This is a genomic window from Aeribacillus sp. FSL M8-0235 (assembly GCF_038000355.1).
Classification (GTDB): Bacteria; Bacillota; Bacilli; order Bacillales; family Aeribacillaceae; genus Aeribacillus; species Aeribacillus composti.
The window spans coordinates 1,559,643-1,575,895 of sequence record NZ_JBBOBW010000001.1; the positions used below are offsets into that span (position 1 = coordinate 1,559,643).

The following is a 16,253-nucleotide window of genomic DNA, read 5'->3' on the forward strand; positions in this document are numbered from 1 at the left end:
GAAATGCGTATATAACACTTTTTTGGGGTTTTTATCTTCACTATGAGGAATTGCAAGCAAATCGAAAGAGAGAAGTTTGTTTGACGTCTGGAGGCCATTATTTATCATACAGCCAAATTGCCAATTATTTATGTTTCAAAAGGAGCCGTGCCAACAATGATTGAACGTGCGGAAAAGAAAATAGCGGAGAGAAAAACAGAAAGCCTCTTCTGCCTTTAAATGGGTAAAGAGGCTTTGTCTTTGTTTGTGCATTTACAATTGCTTCACGGTTTCGTTCGCTAATCATATGATCAGTTGTTAAAAGTGTGCCGTCTAAGTCGATTGCGATTCATTTCATTAGCATTTTTCCACTGGCGTTAGGAATTTCACTACATCGTCAACAGCTTCACAACTTGTTTTGTCCGTTCATGACTATTTATATCGGATTCAATTTTGCCGTTTTTCACGCAGTTTATAAATTCTTCTACTTCATAATACATCGTTTCAAATTTATGTTCCACGGTTAAATCTTTTATTTCACCGTTTCGATATTTGATGACAACTTTCTTCGGATCACTGATTTTGTCAATTTCAATAACACCTTTTTCTCCTTGGATTTCACTAGGGAAAAAGGAGTCTGTTATTTTGGAATACATTACGACTGCTTCAAAATTATCATAATTTAAAATCATACTTCCTTGACCGTCTGCACCGGTGGATAAGTAATAGTGATTTTTTACTATGGATTTTGGTTCGCCGACTAGATGAACAATTGGTGCTAAGCAGTATACACCCAAATCCATTTTCGAACCGTTTCCTAATTCCGGTTTAAAGGCGTTTTCAATAATTCCTTCTTTATATTTATCATATCGTGAAGAATATTGATTGTAATGGAAAACAAATCGTCTGATCGGAGCGATTTCGTCAAGATGTTTTTTTAAATTTAAAAAGGTCGGTGTAACGGTTGATTTCATCGCTTCCATAAACATGGCATTGTAAGTTTTGGCTGTTTGAATGACCTCATCCATTTCTTGCACGGACGTTACTGCCGGCTTTTCGCAAAGAACGTGAATTCTATTTTTCATGGCCAAAATACTTTGTTCGGCATGGAATTTGTTGGGGGATGCAATATAAACGGCGTCAATATTGCCGCTTTGAAACATTTCTTCAAGGTTGGTGTACACGTGTTTTATTTGATATTTTTCGGCAAACATTTTTGCTTTTTCCATTGTTCTCGAATAAACAGCGCCGAGGGAAAATTCCGGGTGTGCGCTTGCAGCTTTTATAAAATGGTCGGTAATCCAGTTTGTTCCTATAATACCAAATCTCATAACGAATCCCACCTTTATTGTTCATATTTGTACATGAATATCATATTATAACATGTTCTGCAGCAGCTTTTTATTCGATTATCTTTTTTTTTTGAACTAACTTAAAACTCCATGTCAATAAAAGCCAAAACATACTAACATAGTAAGAGCTGTCTGAAAAGTCCCGAAAAAAAGAGTAAACGACAGTTTCTTTTCATCTGCTTATCTGTTTTGATCGAATTTCTGAAAAGGATAAACCGGCATTCAGAGTGGGAGCAACCCAACTCGCTTGGTCAATCGGACCGACCATTACATTTATACTGGCCGTATTATTGGTACCCTTAAGATTATTCGGTTCGGGATTGCCTTGGCACCGAATACGCAAGGAAAAACATTGCGGGAATTGAAAAAGAACGGTATGGAATTTTGGAAACGGAAGAAAAAGTTACGAATATTTAGAGAAGTTGCTTCACGACTTGCTTAAGCAGCTTGGTAATCCTTTGTCTCGCATTTTGCCATCTTCTTAGCAATGGTGATAAATAAATGATAGAATGAAAAGAAGGAAAATTTCTCGATGATATGGAGGTAAATAGATTGATTTATCAACTAAAGGTGCAGTTAAAAGGTATTCGCCCGCCGGTATGGCGGCGGTTATTGGTGCCAGGCGATATGACGTTTGCCGAGCTTCATCGCGTGCTGCAAAAAGCGTTTGACTGGGAAGACCGGCATTTGCATACGTTTTACATCACGAAGACGCGCGGAACGGCGAAGCTGCGCATCGAAATCGGCAATGATGTCGGTGATAGATGGAGCAATGCGGACTATGAAGAGCATAAGGAGCGGCTTTTCGATTGGCTTGTGCAGGAGGGAGACCGCTGCTTGTATATTTATGACTTCGGCGACGATTGGGAACATGAGATCGTGCTTGAAAAAATAGTGAAGCCGCAGCCAGATCTCGTCTATCCAGTTTGCCTCAAGGCGGTGCGTGTTGCGCCTGAAGAAGACAGCATGGGCGAAGGGTGGAATCCAGAGGCGATCGAGACAAAGGAATTGACAGCAATGGTCAATGCAAAACTGGCTCCACTGAGCAAAAAAGTTGGCAAGGAAATCCAAAAGAAAGCGCGAAAAGAGATGGAGAAGGGAGCGCAGGCCACACAAGGCAACGTATGGCGGGCACTGTTGGAAAAAGCGGTGGCGTTTAACCGGTTAGCGCCGTGGCAATGGATGGATGATGATGAAATTTTCCTTGTCATCGATCCGGAAACGAACGAGCGCTTATATTGTTCCGTCATTGGCGCGCTTGGCCAAGAGCATGGCATGGTCGTATATATCGGGGAGCAAGGATACAAAAGTCTGCAGCATTTATTCAAACAGCCATATCCCGAACAAGATCCTGTTTATACACAGCGGGCGGTGCTCATTTCCTTTGCTGACCGAAATGAATTAAGCAAGGAAGACTATGAGCTCCTCCGCTCCCTAGGCATGACATTCCGCGGCAAAAAGCAGTGGCCGCAGTTTCGCAGCTTTGACCCAGGGTACTATCCGTGGACGATTTCTGAAGAGGAGGCGAAGTTGGCGACAGTGGCGCTTGATCAGGCGTTGGATGTCGCGCGGCGCGCTGGGGAAGGAGAACTTTCGCTTTCAGTGTTTCCGCAGGATGAAAAGATGTTTGCCCGCATCGGTGAAAAGAAGGATGGGAATGTCGTTTGGCGCGATGATCTCATTCCGCTTGCCAAGCTGGAAGTCGAGGAAAAAGCGCCGACGTATGAACTGCTTGTCGATCCGAAGTTGATTGAAATGGTGAAAAATATTGGACAAGTATACCATGGCAGCATAGAATTTGACGCGGGGTATATCAACCGGCCGGTTCAAGAGAAGCGCGGGGAGCGCCCGTATTTTCCGATATTTGTACTGGCGGTGGATGTGAACACTGGGTTTATCATCCATAACGATTTGCTTCCGATCGAGAATGTGGCGATGCGCGTGCAAAAAAGCTTTTTGGACATGCTTCTGCGGCTCGGGAAAATACCGCGGGAAATCCGCATGAAAAAAGAAACGAAGCAAATGCTCGCCCCGGTGCTGCGCAAACTGCCGATCCGGACGATGGAAGTGCCGCGGACTCCTGCGTCCGAACATGTCCGCAGAACTTTTGAAATGTTTTAGGATGAGATTCAAGGAGGAGTCTAGATTTGGATGGCAAATATAAAGAATCCATCATTATATTTTGGATGACAAATATAAAGAATCCATTATTATATTGTCGTATCAGTATGTGTACCGATTATTGACGCATTTAAAAAATATTATCCATGTCTTCCAGCAAATCAAAAATCCAGATGACATCACCAAAGAAGTGTACCGTGATTCGATTGTCAAAAAGTACGAAATTTTAGAGGATCAATTGTGGAAATTATTATCGAAGGTTTTTAAGTCTTGGGGACTCGAATTAAGCAATCCGCGTGCTTGTTACAGGCAAGCATTCAAAGAAGGATGGATTGAAAATATTGATACGTGGAACGACATTGTAAGTTCGCGTAATGCGACGGTTCATGTCTATAATGAGGATGATTATGAAAAAATTAAAAACAAGATAATAGCACAATATGTGGGGGAAATCGAAAAGCTGCTTGAAAATATAAAAAAAGAAGTGATTGATTGCGATGTATGGAATTCATGAAGATGTATATCGAAAATTATTGGACTACTTTCAACGCGAACGTGGCATTCGGAAAGTGATTTTATTTGGTTCAAGGGCCAGGGATACGGCGCGTTATAATTCGGATATTGATTTGTGTATTGATTATGAAGGAGAACAGAAAGGAAAAATTGTTCAAGATATCGATGACATTGTCGGAATTTATTCCTATGATGTACTGTTTGCCGATTTATTAAATAAAACGGCAAATTGACCGCGATGGAGTAGTGATTTACAAACGTACATAATGAGAAAGAGGGATGCAATAGTGTTAATCGCATTGGATATGGACGGGACGCTGCTCAATTCGAATGGACAGGTAAGTAGAAGAAATAAAGAGGCCATTGTGACAGCGCAAAAGCAAGGGCCATATCGTGGCGATCGTGACGGGCAGGGCGTATAAAGACGCGCGCGCGCCGCTTCGGGATGCGGGGCTTGTTTGCCCGATTATGAGTTTAAATGGCGCGGTGATGACATTAGAAGATGGGACGGTGCTTGGCGATGTGCCGCTTGACAAGGAAAAGTTGATTCCGGCGCTCGAATGGGTGCGCGCGCAGCCTGATTTATATTGCGAAATTTATACGGGCGATGCCGTCTATGTCGGGCTCCATAACCGCGCGCATCTTGAGGCGATGGCAGAAAAGGCAAGCGATATCGCGCCTGAATTAAAGCGCATCGTCGAAAAGCAGTTCCAGCAGGCGCGCGTGACGTATGTCGATGACATCCGCGCCATCTGGGAGGAGCGGCAAACCGTGTTTTATAAGGTGCTCATTTTTTCTCTCCATCAAGAACGTTTACAAGAAGCGGCCGCCCAGTTTGCCGCCATCTCCGGCATTACCGTCACCTCGTCGCATCCAAACAACATCGAAATTAACCATGAACAGGCGACGAAAGGACAAGCGCTCATGAAACTGTCCGCCCATTACGGCATCGATCTGAAAGATACGGTTGTTTTCGGTGACAGCCATAACGATTTATCAATGTTCGCCGTTGCCGGTTATCGCGTCGCGATGGGAAATGCCGCTCCCGAATTAAAAGAAGTCAGTGACATCGTCACCGCCTCACATGAAGAAGACGGCGTAGCGATCGTATTGGAAGAACTGATCGTCAAGCGAAAACAGTGACGATGGGCATCACTCTTCCCCCGTCCCATTGCCGATGCACGGTCTAAAAACGGCCAAAAATGGGGGGAGGTGTACATGAAGATTTTGCTTTCATGCACTAAAGTGCGATGTTGATATATCAACGGTTTGGACGTTTGACGATTTTGGTCAAACCGTCTAGTTTACATAACAACAATTTATTTTTTGCGAGGTTTGCAGGGGTGTGCAAAAACGCCCCTTGCTGCCCTAGAAAATCAATGGTAAAATGAAGGTGCTCTTTTTGAGAGGTGGCCTCGTTTAGAGGATTGAAACATTTCTCTATCTTTGTCGCGGGAAGATTTGGCTTCTTCCCTGTTTGAAAGAATGCCTCGTTCAGAGGATTAAAACTTTTTGACAAAAATTTCAACGTTATCATTTTCTAGATCCTGTTTCAAAGAATGCCTCGTTCAGAGGATGGAAACAGAATAATCGATCAAACAAAAGACCAAGCCTGTGATGCGCAAAAGGCTTGGTCTTTTTTGTGCGCCCGGCATGTATATGAACTATAGGGTGTAAGTCCCGAACCCCGAAGACAGAAGTAGAGGTTAGCCAAGAGCAAGGGTGTCCGTGGTGACGCGGAATCTGAAGGAAGCTGGAGGCAAAACACCGGTCCGAGGAACACGAACCTCATATAAGGCTAGGTATGATTGAGTGAGTTTGCAAAACAAAACAAAGCTCTTTCTGTCGAAGGTCATATCGAGTAAATGAGGCGGATAGATGGTGTGAAAGTGCATGTACTTACCCGGGGAGGTCTGGTGGATATGTGAAGTACGCTTCATAACCTACTTAGTGATAAGTAGCTGAACCGTCAGAAGTCAGCAGAGGTCATAGTATTAGTTGGTCTAGAACAACTAAGAAGGACCGAACAATTAAGAGAGAATAGCCCTTGGCATTCAGTGAGTCATGATGAACACAGAAAACGTAGTACCTCACTTGAGGGAGGAAGCGGTGAATCCCGTGGGAGACCTCTTGGAGGGTGGAGTGACCACTGGCATAAAGAGAACAGCTATTCACGGAAGTTATGAAAACTTGCGTCAATTATCTTAATTGAACCGCCGTATACGGAACCGTACGTACGGTGGTGTGAGAGGACGGGAGTTAATCGCTCCCTCCTACTCGATTGGGTGCGCCCGGCATGGGTGTAATCTATAGGGTGAAAGTCCCGAGCTGCGAAGGCAGAAGTAGCAGTTAGCTTAACGCAAGGGTGTCCGTGGCGACGCGGAATCTGAAGGAAGCGAGCGGCAAACTTCCGGTCTGAGGAACACGAACTTCATATGAGGCTAGGTATCACTGGGTGAGTTTGCACAACAAAACAAAGCCCTTTCTGCCGAAGGTGATACAGAGTAAATGAAGCAGATGGATGGAAGGAAAGATTACACTCTTACCCGGGGAGGTCTGGCTGGCACGCCAAGTAACCTTGGTAACCTATCTAGTGATAGATAGCTGAACAGTCAGAAGTCAGCAGAAGTCATAGTACTCTTTCAAGCTCGAGATGGAAGAGGAAGGACTGAACAATTAAGGAGAACGAATCGCTAGGCGTTCATCTTCTGTGTGGAAGCAGACAATCCGATAGGACTTACTTGAAGGAGGAAGTGGTGAATCCCACGGGGGACTTCAAGAGGGTGGAGCAGAAGATGGCACAAATAGAAGAATTCGTTCACGTGGAGAGGATATCAATGTTGATGGAAATGATTTTGTCACGGGAAAATCTCCTGGCGGCACTGAAACGAGTCGAACAGAATAAAGGAAGTCACGGAGTAGATGGCATGTCCGTAAAAGACCTACGAAAACACCTCTACGAAAATTGGGACTCCATTCGACAGTCGTTGAGAGAAGGAACCTACAAGCCCTTACCCGTCCGTCGAGTCGAAATCCCGAAACCGAACGGTGGAGTAAGGCTTCTAGGGATCCCTACCGTGACGGATCGTTTCATCCAACAAGCGATTGCCCAAGTGTTGACGAAAATTTTTGATCCGACCTTCTCGAACCATAGCTATGGTTTTCGCCCAGGCAGAAGGGGACATGATGCGGTTAGGGAAGCAAAGGGTTATATCAAAGAAGGACATCGTTGGGTAGTCGATATAGACCTAGAGAAATTCTTTGACAAGGTGAATCACGACAAACTGATGGGGATCTTGGCGAAAACGATCAAAGATCAAATTCTACTGAAGGTAATTCGCCGGTATCTTCAATCAGGCGTGATGATCAATGGAGTGGTAATGGAAACGGACATGGGAACGCCTCAAGGCGGCCCGCTTAGTCCACTTTTATCAAACGTCATGCTTCATGAATTGGATAAGGAGCTTGAGAAACGTGGACATAAGTTTGTTCGGTATGCGGATGACTGTAACATCTATGTGAAAACAAAGAAAGCAGGAATTCGTGTCATGAATTCCATTACGAACTTTATCGAGAAGGAGTTAAAGCTCAAGGTAAATAAAGAGAAATCGGCGGTAGACCGTCCTTGGAAACGGAAGTTTCTCGGTTTCAGCTTCACACTCAATAAGACTCCAAAGGTACGAATTGCGAACGAAAGTGTGAAACGTTTGAAGAACAAGATCCGTGAAATTACATCAAGGTCGAAACCGTATCCAATGGAGAAAAGGATTGAGAAACTGAACAAGTATTTAATGGGATGGTGCGGATATTTTGCCTTGGCAGAAACACCAAGTAAGTTCAAAGAATTTGATGAATGGATTAGACGAAGGCTTCGAATGTGTTTGTGGAAAGAATGGAAAACCCCGAAAACAAGAATTCGGAAACTCAGAGGATTAGGGGTTCCAAGCCATAAAGCATTCGAATGGGGCAATACACGCAAGAAATATTGGCGGATTGCCTGCAGTCCCATTCTACACAAAACCCTCGACAACTCCTATTGGAAGCGTCGAGGGTTAAGAAGTCTATTCGAAAGATATCAAGCACTACGTCATACTTAATTGAACCGCCGTATACCGAACGGTACGTACGGTGGTGTGAGAGGTCGGGGGTTAGTCACCCCCTCCTACTCGATTGCGGCAAACAGGCGGAATCGTTCAACGAGATGGAAAATGTTTGGGTGAAAGAACATGAAAATAGAAAGTATCTTTATAAGTAGTAAGAAATAGATGGATAGGGACAATTTGTAGAAAAATGTAAAGTGTGAGTAAAATGTTTGTGGGAAAAATTCTTAGAATTCCTCGATGAGGGGGTTGGGAACGTAGGTTCGCAATCCCCCTCATCGGGGCCACCAAGCAAAGCGCGGTAGGATCCCAAGCAGGAAACATGAAAAAAGGACTCTCTCCCTGGTAAGATGTTCATTGACCACACCACAAACAGGAGGAGAGAGTCCCATGAATATTCAACAACATCTTACCACAAATTCGTTGACATGGAAAGAGATCGAACTTGATTTGTTTCGAGCCTTGCAAAACGCCTTCACCGAGCTGTTTACGGCTTTGTTGGAGGACATCGACCGACAATTGGCGGAAACCCGGGACAAGCGCCGGTACCACTTGAAAGACAAACGACGCACCACGATTCAAACCCTGTTTGGCGAAGTTACCTTTGAGCGAAACTACTATTTAGACCGAGAACAAAACCGTTACACGTTTTTGCTTGACTCCTTTTTAGCGTTTGATGGATCACAGTCAATCAGCCCTTGTCTAGAAGAAACGGCGGTGGGATTGGCTGTGGAGTGCTCTTCCTATCGCAAAGCGGCTCATACGCTTGCCCAGATGGTCGGGTATCCGGTGATGAGCCATGAGACGATCCGCCAGTTGGTGCTCGAGGCTGAAGTTCCGCTGCACTGCCCGGTTGACCAGCGATATGGACGGGTGCTGTTTGTGGAGGCCGATGGACTGTTTGTCTCTCGCCAAGGGAAGGGAAAACGGGCCAAGGAAGACAAAATCCTGACCGTTCACGAAGGGTGGAAGCGCAACGGCTCACGGATCGAATTCGTGAATCAGCGCCATTACGTCCATGAGGGCAAGGGGGAGGTGTGGGAAGGCCTCGAGGAATTTTTGATGAACGAATATGCCTACGATCCTTGCCGGGATCTTCTTGTCATCAACGGGGACGGCGCTCCATGGATTACCGCGTGCCGGGAGTATTTCAAAGGACGGGTCTGCTTCCAATTGGATCGATTCCACGTGGCGCGTGAGTTGCGCCAATGCCTCTCGGGCCATCCACGGTGGCAGGCGATTCGGCAAAAGCTGGCGAAGCAGGATGAAGAGAAGCTGCTTGTGGAACTGAACAGCGCCCTCGGCACGCTGGGGGACGAAGCGAAAGAACAACAGCTGGCTGCCTTGATCCACCGGATCGAATCGATGCCGGGATGCATCCGTGATTACCGGGAATGGCTGAAGGAGCAAGGAGTGGACACAACGGGCATGTATCCGATGGGGAGGGCTGAAAGCGTGATGAGCCAGCTGGCGTATCGGGTGAAATACCGCCGCAGTTGGACAGACAAGGGACTCAGGGCGTTTTTCAAGGCAATGATTGCCCGGATGGATGGGATTCGTCTTTTCGGACATCGTTTAGGAGAAGAATCGTCGCATCCGGCGGAGGAAACGGCATCTACCAAACAGACGATCGTGAACAAGGCGAAACAACGCATCCGCCGTCTTCTTCCGGAGGTAACGCGGAAACAAGCCATATTTACAGCAATCGTCCGGGACTCCGATCTATCATGCCCTGTCTGAATTCAAGGGATGGTAAAAAAAGGTATACATATTCGTCTGTCATGGCAAGGGATGAGAGTCCGAAAGCGCTTACGGATGAAATTCAAAAAAATGGTTCGCTAACCTATGACTTACATCTGTTTTCAGGAATCAAAAAAGTTCCCACAAAGTCTTGACTGACTCGATTATCTCTTTGTCCAATTTTCAGAGGATGAGAACCAAGAGAATCCAAAAGCACTAGAGGAATTGCAAAAGAATCCGATCTGGAAAAGCATTAATGCAGTTAAAAACGACAAAGTATTCGTAAACGTTGTGGATCCGTTGGCACAAGGCGGTACAGCATGGAGTAAAATTCAATTCTTAAAAGCAGCGACTGAAAAATTGGCAAATGAATGATGCAGGGCGGGAATCATAATATGCGCTTAAAGATTCCTATATCCATTCTCATTTTATGTTCTTCACCTATTGCGTTTGTGCTCATAGTTCTATTATCTATACTTTATGGAGCGAAAGATATAAATTTCGAAACGGTTTGGGAGGCGTTCTTTCATTTTGATCCGGAAAATGTAAATCACCAAATTGTAATACATTCCCGTTTGCCAAGAGCGATTGGAGCACTTTTAATCGGAATTTTCTTGGCCATATCTGGATCGATCATGCAGGGAATGACGAGGAACTATCTTGCTTCCCCTTCGATTTTGGGAGTTTCTGACGGATCGGTTTTCGCTATTACACTTTGCATGATTTTCATGCCGGATGCATCATCTTTGAGCATGATAATATTTTCACTACTCGGTTCAGCCATTGCTGTTGGCTTCGTCTTCGGCGTGGCGTCGCTTATGCCAAACGGAATGTCACCCGTTCGAATGGCGATCATCGGAACTATTATTGGAACGTTTCTCAGCAGTATTTCCGCTGCCTTGTCAACGTATTTTCAAGTATCGCAAAACATCAGTTTTTGGTATAATGCCCGGCTGCATCAGATGGATCCCTTTCTAATAAAACTTGCGATTCCTTTTGCAATTGCCGGGATCATAATGGCTCTTTATATTTCCAAATCGCTCACAATTCTTTCTTTAGGTGAAGAAGTATCCGTGAGTTTAGGACAGAAAACGGTGTTGGTCAAAGCGTTAGCAATGGCCAGCACCGTCATTTTGACTGGTATTTCTGTTGCCTTGGCAGGAAATATTGGATTTGTTGGTTTAATCATTCCGCACATAACCCGATTTTTAATTGGAATCGATTATAGGTGGGTTATTCCTTGCGCCGGAGTACTTGGAGGTATTTTTTTAGCACTGTCCGATATTTTAAGCAGATTTTTGAATTACCCGTTTGAGACTCCTATTGGAGTTGTCACTTCCCTAATCGGAGTTCCTTTCTTCCTCTATTTAATTTACAAGAGAGGAGGAGGAACATATGCATAAACAAATGGCGAGACGATTTTGGACAGTGATGCTGATCAGTATAGTCTTTATTTTTGCTGCAATATATGTCAGCTTAACAAACGGTGAATTTGATATTAAAGTTATCGATATAGTAAAGACTTTGCTGCGGGTTGATCCTAATTCTGAGCATGATTTGGTCATATTTGAATTTCGCTTGCCCCGTATTTTAATAGCTTCATTGATTGGATTTGGTTTTGCAGTGGCGGGTGCAACCTTACAGGGGATTAGCAGAAATGGACTTGCAGACCCTGGCGTTTTAGGAATCAATTCAGGGGCAGGAGCCGCTATCGTTATTTTTATGCTCTTTTTTGAAGGGCAAATAACGGGAAGCGGATGGCTGTCAACTTTGGCAATGCCGCTGTTTGGTTGGATAGGCGGACTGGCTTCAGCACTATTGATTTATTTATTCTCATGGCGAAATGGAAAACTAGATTCCGAACGTGCGATTTTGGTTGGAATTGCAATAGGATTTGGGTTTGGGGCCTTGTCTATGTTTTTATCCTTGAAAATGAACCCTCAGGATTTTGAAATGGCGACAGTTTGGTTGAATGGAAGTATATGGAATGCTAATTGGAAATACATTGTCTCTATTTTGCCTTGGCTCGTCATATTAGTTCCTATTATTATAAAAAAATCGTATATACTCGACTTGCTTCAATTAGGAGAAGATAGAGCAATAGGACTGGGAATTCGTACGGAAAAAGAAAAAAATGTGTTCCTTTTATGCAGTATCGGAATTGTGAGCGCTTGTGTCTCTGTGGCTGGAAACATTGTATTTGTCGGTTTGATAGCACCGCACATCGCCAAGCGTTTGGTCGCAATCCATCATTTTTGGCTAATTCCCGTCAGCGGAACGGTCGGCATGCTTATGGTCATTGTCTCCGATTATATTGCCAGAACTGTTTTTTCTCCAGCTGAATTGCCAGTCGGGATTGTCATTTCCATCATCGGTGTTCCTTATTTCATTTATTTATTATTTAAAGATAGTAAAAAATGAAACGTGGAATTGTGTAAATGATTCATAAGTTCAAAGGTCATCCCGCATCATCTGACCTAATTATTTTCATATAGATGAGAATCATCGTTCGGCACCATTTTGGCATTACTAAGCGATGTCTTAAATACTAGGTAAAGTCTTATGAACCATAGAAGGTGATCCATTCAAAAAATCGGCTACCCATCAGGTTGTTTTAATGAAGGAAGAGCCCGTTTTGCCCGTCAGAGAATAGAGTACCAGTTGCGAATACATATGTTTGTCGGCTTTGGAAAAGAGATTGAAATGTTCATTTGGAGGGTTGTAATTTTTGCCCCGATGATATCAATCAATGATATGGAGGCGTTTAACCATGCATAGGAAAAAAGATAAACAAGCTGATGTGATGGACAAAGATACTGCTGGCCGAGAAGTTAGCATTCCGAGTACTGAACAATTTTTAATACGTTCAAAAGAAAATCGGCAATACAAAATTTTGCTTGGTATACCTGATGTGCCTCCTCCTCCTTCAGGCTTTCCAGTTATTTATTTCTTGGATGCTAATGCTATATTCGGAACAATGTTTGAGGCAGTCCGTATCCAATCAAGGCGGCCCGAAAGGACAGGAATCGTTCCAGCACTAGTAGTCGGCATCGGTTACCATATCGAAAAACCGTTTTCTCCTGAACGCCACTATGATTTTACACTGACTCCGCCAGCTTCGGAATTGTATTCGAGACGAGAGGGGACAGACAGACCAGAATATGGCGGAGCGGAACAGTTTTTGCAATTTATTGATGGGGAGCTTAAACCGCTGATCGAAAGCAGGTTCAAAATTGATAAAGACAGACAAGCGATTTTTGGTCATTCACTCGGCGGCCTCTTCGTATTACAAACATTGTTTACAAAGCCGTACGCCTTCAATACGTATATCGCAGGCAGCCCGTCCATTCATTGGAATAAATCGCTTCTACTTGATGCAGAGCAAAAATTTATCTCTAGTCTAGAAAATGATAAGCATCATATACGATTATTAATCACTGTAGGAGAATTGGAAAAATTCCATAAAAGCGGCATGAATGCGAACGCTAAAGAGCTTGCAGAACGACTATTACGACTTGATCAAAACAATTTTCACGTGGAATTTAAAGAATTTGAGGATGAAGGCCATGTGTCCGTGCTGCCGGCGTTGATTAACCGTGCTGTGAGGTTTGCACTAAGCGAAAAGCAGGGCACATAATCTGTCAAGGCTCTTATCATGCTTAATAAAGAGAGCGAACTTTTTTCAAAAATTTGAACTGAACCCAAAAAGTTAGACACGGAAATTTAGGCAACTGTTTGGGCATGAATTCGGTATTACACCGGACTCATGCCTTTTAATTTTGCCTTATATGTGATTCAGCATGGAATTTTTGGAAGAAACTCATCAATTTTTTGAAGTGGGAATGTCGAGAAATAAATGGACATTTCAAAAATATGTGATTTTGAATTATTTTTGTTCGAAATAATATTTACAAAAATAGCGAATATATGTATGATAGGAAAATAAAAATAGTAACTATTACGATTTAGGAAGGTGAGAAAATGTTTCGATATTTTAAAAGCATATTAATACTTTTAACAACAATTTTTTTGCTTGTCGGATGCTCACAGTCTTCCTCAAAAGAAAAGGAGAAGAGCAGCAAAGAATTAACATTGCTTTTTAACTTTCCAACCAACACACTCGATCCGCATTTAGACACGAACTATACGATAGTTCGTGCGGGAGTAGGAGAGACGCTTGTCAAAATTAGTGAACAGCAAAAAATTGAACCTTGGCTTGCAGAAGAATGGAAAAGTAAAGATGGGAAAAACTGGACGTTTAAAATTAGAGAAGGTGTTACATTCCATAATGGGAAAAAAGTTGATGCTCAAGCGGTGAAGGCCTCGTTAGAAAGAGCAATCAACGATAGTCCATCTGTTCAAGCGGCATTAAAAATCAGCAAAATGAAAGCCGATGGTCAATTGTTAACGATTCAAACGGAAGAAGTATTCCCGCAATTTCCTTCAGAACTCGTACATCCAAATACAGCGATCGTCGATGTTGATGAAAAAGATATTGATAAAAGGCCAATCGGTACGGGGCCATTTAAAATTTCTTCTTTTGAGCCTGGGGTAGAGCTGAAGGTCGAACGATTTGAAAAGTATTGGGATGGCAAAGCAAAGCTTGAAAAAGCAACATTTGCTTTCAATGAGGATGCCAATGCACGGAAAATGGCGCTTCAATCAGGAGATGCGGACATTATTTTTAGACCGCCGGTAGAAAATCTTGAAAAATTAAAAGAAGAAAATGTAAAAATAGAATCAGTTCCAAGTTTGCGTACACATCAGCTGTTTTATAATATGAAGAGCTCCTATATGAAAGATGAAAATGTGCGCAAGGCGATGGATGCTTTAATAGATCGGAAGGAAATTGTTGAACATATTTTAAATGGACATGCCGTTGAAGCGAAAGGTCCTTTTTTGGCTGGTTCTCCGTTTGCGCCATCCTATGAAGAAAAGGAAAGCGGAATAGAGGTGACGAAACAGTATTTTAGTAACGCAGGCTTTCAAGTAGAAGACGGAAAAGTTACGAAAGACGGAAAGGCCGTTCGGCTTAAAGTGCTAACATACGCATCGCGTCCTGAACTTCCTTTAATTGTACAAATTCTCCAATCAAAGGCGAAGGAACTTGGCATAGAGATGTCGATTCAGCAAGTGGAAAATATTGATGAGTATTTAGCGGCCAATGATGATTGGGATTTTGCTACATACAGCAGTGTGACGGCTCCGCGCGGAGATGCGGCATACTTTTTGAATGCGACATACATGCCGAACGGAGCGCTGAACTACGCGAGTATTAACCATCCAGAATTAACAGCTAGCATTCAACAATTGAACCAAACGGTAGACGTGAACGAACGGAACAATTTGGCGAAGAAAGCATTAAAAATCATTGATCAGAAGACTCTCCATTCCTTTATCGTACATCCAAATATTATTGTTGCCTATCGTGACGGAGTAAAAAATTGGGTAACTAGTAAAAGCGAGTATTATATGTTAACAAAAGATTTGGATGTGGAAGGGTAAATGATTCAAGTAGCGAAACGATTCATAGAGTTCATCATATTTTTACTTCTGCTGTCTTTCATTAGTTTTATATTTATAAAACTAGCACCTGGCGATCCTGTCAAACAGATGCTTCAAGTAGATGAAGTGTCCGTTACGAAAGAACAAATTGAAGCGCTAAGAGAAGAACTGAAGTTACATGAACCTATATACGTTCAATATTGGTATTGGTTGAAACGATTTTTCGAGTTTGATTTAGGCCATTCCTATATAACAAAGCAGCCGGTAGTTTCTGAGTTGTTATCAAGGTTTCCTGCGACCATTACGCTCACATGCACTTCTTTAATCGTAATGATTCTGATTTCTATTCCTTTAGGCACTCTATCTGCACTCTATAAAAATAAATGGGTGGACCATATATGCCGTTTGTTTGCACTAGTCGGTTCATCCATCCCCAGCTTTTGGCTGGGGCTCCTTTTCATTGAATTATTTGCCGTTCAATTAGGGATATTGCCAAGCATGGGAAAGGGAACGATTCAACACGTCATCCTGCCATCCCTTACGTTAGGAATCGCGATGTCAGCTGTTTATGTCAGATTGCTGCGTTCCAGTTTACTAGAAAGCTTGAATGAGGACTATGTGAAAGCGGCAAGGGCAAGAGGGATTAGTGAAAAACGGATATTTTTATTCCACGTTTTCCGCCGTTCTTTAATTCCTGTCATAACGATTTTTGGTATGAGTCTTGGGAGTTTAATAAGCGGCACAGTTGTCATTGAAGTACTGTTTGCATACCCGGGAATTGGAAAAATGGTGGTAGATGCGATTATTCGCCGGGATTACCCGGTCATTCAAGGGTATGTATTGTTTATTACGATTTTGATTGTCTTGATTAATATATTCGTTGATATTTGCTGCCGTTATTTAAACCCTGAGATACGTTTAAAAGGAGTAGAGAGACGTTGAA

The 16,253-nt window shown here is 43.1% G+C and carries 10 protein-coding genes and 4 pseudogenes; 12 read left to right on the forward strand and 2 right to left on the reverse strand.

The annotated features are described in order from the left end of the window. Positions 1-124: 124 nt before the first annotated feature. Together NSQ71_RS18530 and NSQ71_RS07575 are read right to left on the reverse strand one after the other, a co-directional pair. On the reverse strand, positions 125-328 hold the full coding sequence (locus tag NSQ71_RS18530; protein ID WP_445684706.1) for an HAD hydrolase family protein: 204 nt from the start codon (positions 326-328) through the stop codon (positions 125-127). A 40-nt stretch (positions 329-368) separates the two neighbouring features. Further along, a complete protein-coding gene (locus tag NSQ71_RS07575) occupies positions 369-1,310 on the reverse strand; it encodes a Gfo/Idh/MocA family protein (RefSeq protein ID WP_063386903.1) in 942 nt (313 codons plus the stop codon). Between the two features lie 573 nt (positions 1,311-1,883). On the opposite strand from NSQ71_RS07575, the gene NSQ71_RS07580 reads away from it, so the two are divergent. The 12 genes and pseudogenes from NSQ71_RS07580 (at position 1,884) to nikB (ending at position 16,252) form a co-directional block, all read left to right on the forward strand. Next, entirely contained in the window at positions 1,884-3,452 is a 1,569-nt protein-coding gene (locus NSQ71_RS07580; RefSeq protein WP_340733553.1) for a plasmid pRiA4b ORF-3 family protein, read from the forward strand. Between the two features lie 61 nt (positions 3,453-3,513). Continuing rightward, positions 3,514-3,966, forward strand: coding sequence for an HI0074 family nucleotidyltransferase substrate-binding subunit (locus tag NSQ71_RS07585; RefSeq protein WP_015864185.1), 453 nt, complete (start codon positions 3,514-3,516; stop codon positions 3,964-3,966). Beyond that, positions 3,950-4,232: pseudogene (locus NSQ71_RS07590) on the forward strand (nucleotidyltransferase family protein). Before NSQ71_RS07585 ends, NSQ71_RS07590 begins: the two are co-directional and overlap by 17 nt. Before the next feature lie 20 nt (positions 4,233-4,252). Continuing rightward, a pseudogene (locus tag NSQ71_RS07595) lies at positions 4,253-5,108 on the forward strand (Cof-type HAD-IIB family hydrolase). Between the two features lie 1,694 nt (positions 5,109-6,802). Then, positions 6,803-8,062, forward strand: coding sequence for a group II intron reverse transcriptase/maturase (gene ltrA / locus NSQ71_RS07600; RefSeq protein WP_340734419.1), 1,260 nt, complete (start codon positions 6,803-6,805; stop codon positions 8,060-8,062). A gap of 393 nt (positions 8,063-8,455) precedes the next feature. After that, positions 8,456-9,821, forward strand: a pseudogene (locus tag NSQ71_RS07605) (ISLre2 family transposase). Between the two features lie 146 nt (positions 9,822-9,967). Then, positions 9,968-10,180 (forward strand): annotated as a pseudogene (locus NSQ71_RS07610) (iron-uptake system-binding protein); the annotation flags it as partial. 20 nt (positions 10,181-10,200) lie between these two features. Further along, positions 10,201-11,208 (forward strand): FecCD family ABC transporter permease, encoded by a 1,008-nt coding sequence (locus NSQ71_RS07615; RefSeq protein ID WP_340733561.1) that lies wholly within the window; start codon positions 10,201-10,203, stop codon positions 11,206-11,208. Next, positions 11,201-12,226 (forward strand): FecCD family ABC transporter permease, encoded by a 1,026-nt coding sequence (locus tag NSQ71_RS07620; protein WP_340733563.1) that lies wholly within the window; start codon positions 11,201-11,203, stop codon positions 12,224-12,226. Before NSQ71_RS07615 ends, NSQ71_RS07620 begins: the two co-directional genes overlap by 8 nt. Before the next feature lie 349 nt (positions 12,227-12,575). After that, positions 12,576-13,442: an alpha/beta hydrolase gene (locus NSQ71_RS07625; RefSeq protein WP_340733567.1), complete on the forward strand. Its 867-nt coding sequence runs from the start codon at positions 12,576-12,578 to the stop codon at positions 13,440-13,442. 344 nt (positions 13,443-13,786) lie between these two features. After that, a complete protein-coding gene (nikA, locus tag NSQ71_RS07630; RefSeq protein ID WP_340733569.1) occupies positions 13,787-15,310 on the forward strand; it encodes a nickel ABC transporter substrate-binding protein in 1,524 nt (507 codons plus the stop codon). Continuing rightward, positions 15,311-16,252, forward strand: a complete 942-nt coding sequence (nikB, locus tag NSQ71_RS07635; protein ID WP_066248451.1) for a nickel ABC transporter permease — start codon at positions 15,311-15,313, stop codon at positions 16,250-16,252. Position 16,253: the final 1 nt, after the last annotated feature.

Excerpts from the sequence above, each read along its gene's own strand:
- NSQ71_RS07575 (WP_063386903.1), bottom strand. The coding sequence starts at position 1,310 with ATGAGATTTGGTATTATAGGAACAAACTGGATTACCGACCATTTTATA.
- ltrA (WP_340734419.1), top strand. The coding sequence starts at position 6,803 with ATGTTGATGGAAATGATTTTGTCACGGGAAAATCTCCTGGCGGCACTG.
- NSQ71_RS07615 (WP_340733561.1), top strand. The coding sequence starts at position 10,201 with ATGCGCTTAAAGATTCCTATATCCATTCTCATTTTATGTTCTTCACCT.
- NSQ71_RS07620 (WP_340733563.1), top strand. The coding sequence starts at position 11,201 with ATGCATAAACAAATGGCGAGACGATTTTGGACAGTGATGCTGATCAGT.
- NSQ71_RS07625 (WP_340733567.1), top strand. The coding sequence starts at position 12,576 with ATGCATAGGAAAAAAGATAAACAAGCTGATGTGATGGACAAAGATACT.
- nikA (WP_340733569.1), top strand. The coding sequence starts at position 13,787 with ATGTTTCGATATTTTAAAAGCATATTAATACTTTTAACAACAATTTTT.
- nikB (WP_066248451.1), top strand. The coding sequence starts at position 15,311 with ATGATTCAAGTAGCGAAACGATTCATAGAGTTCATCATATTTTTACTT.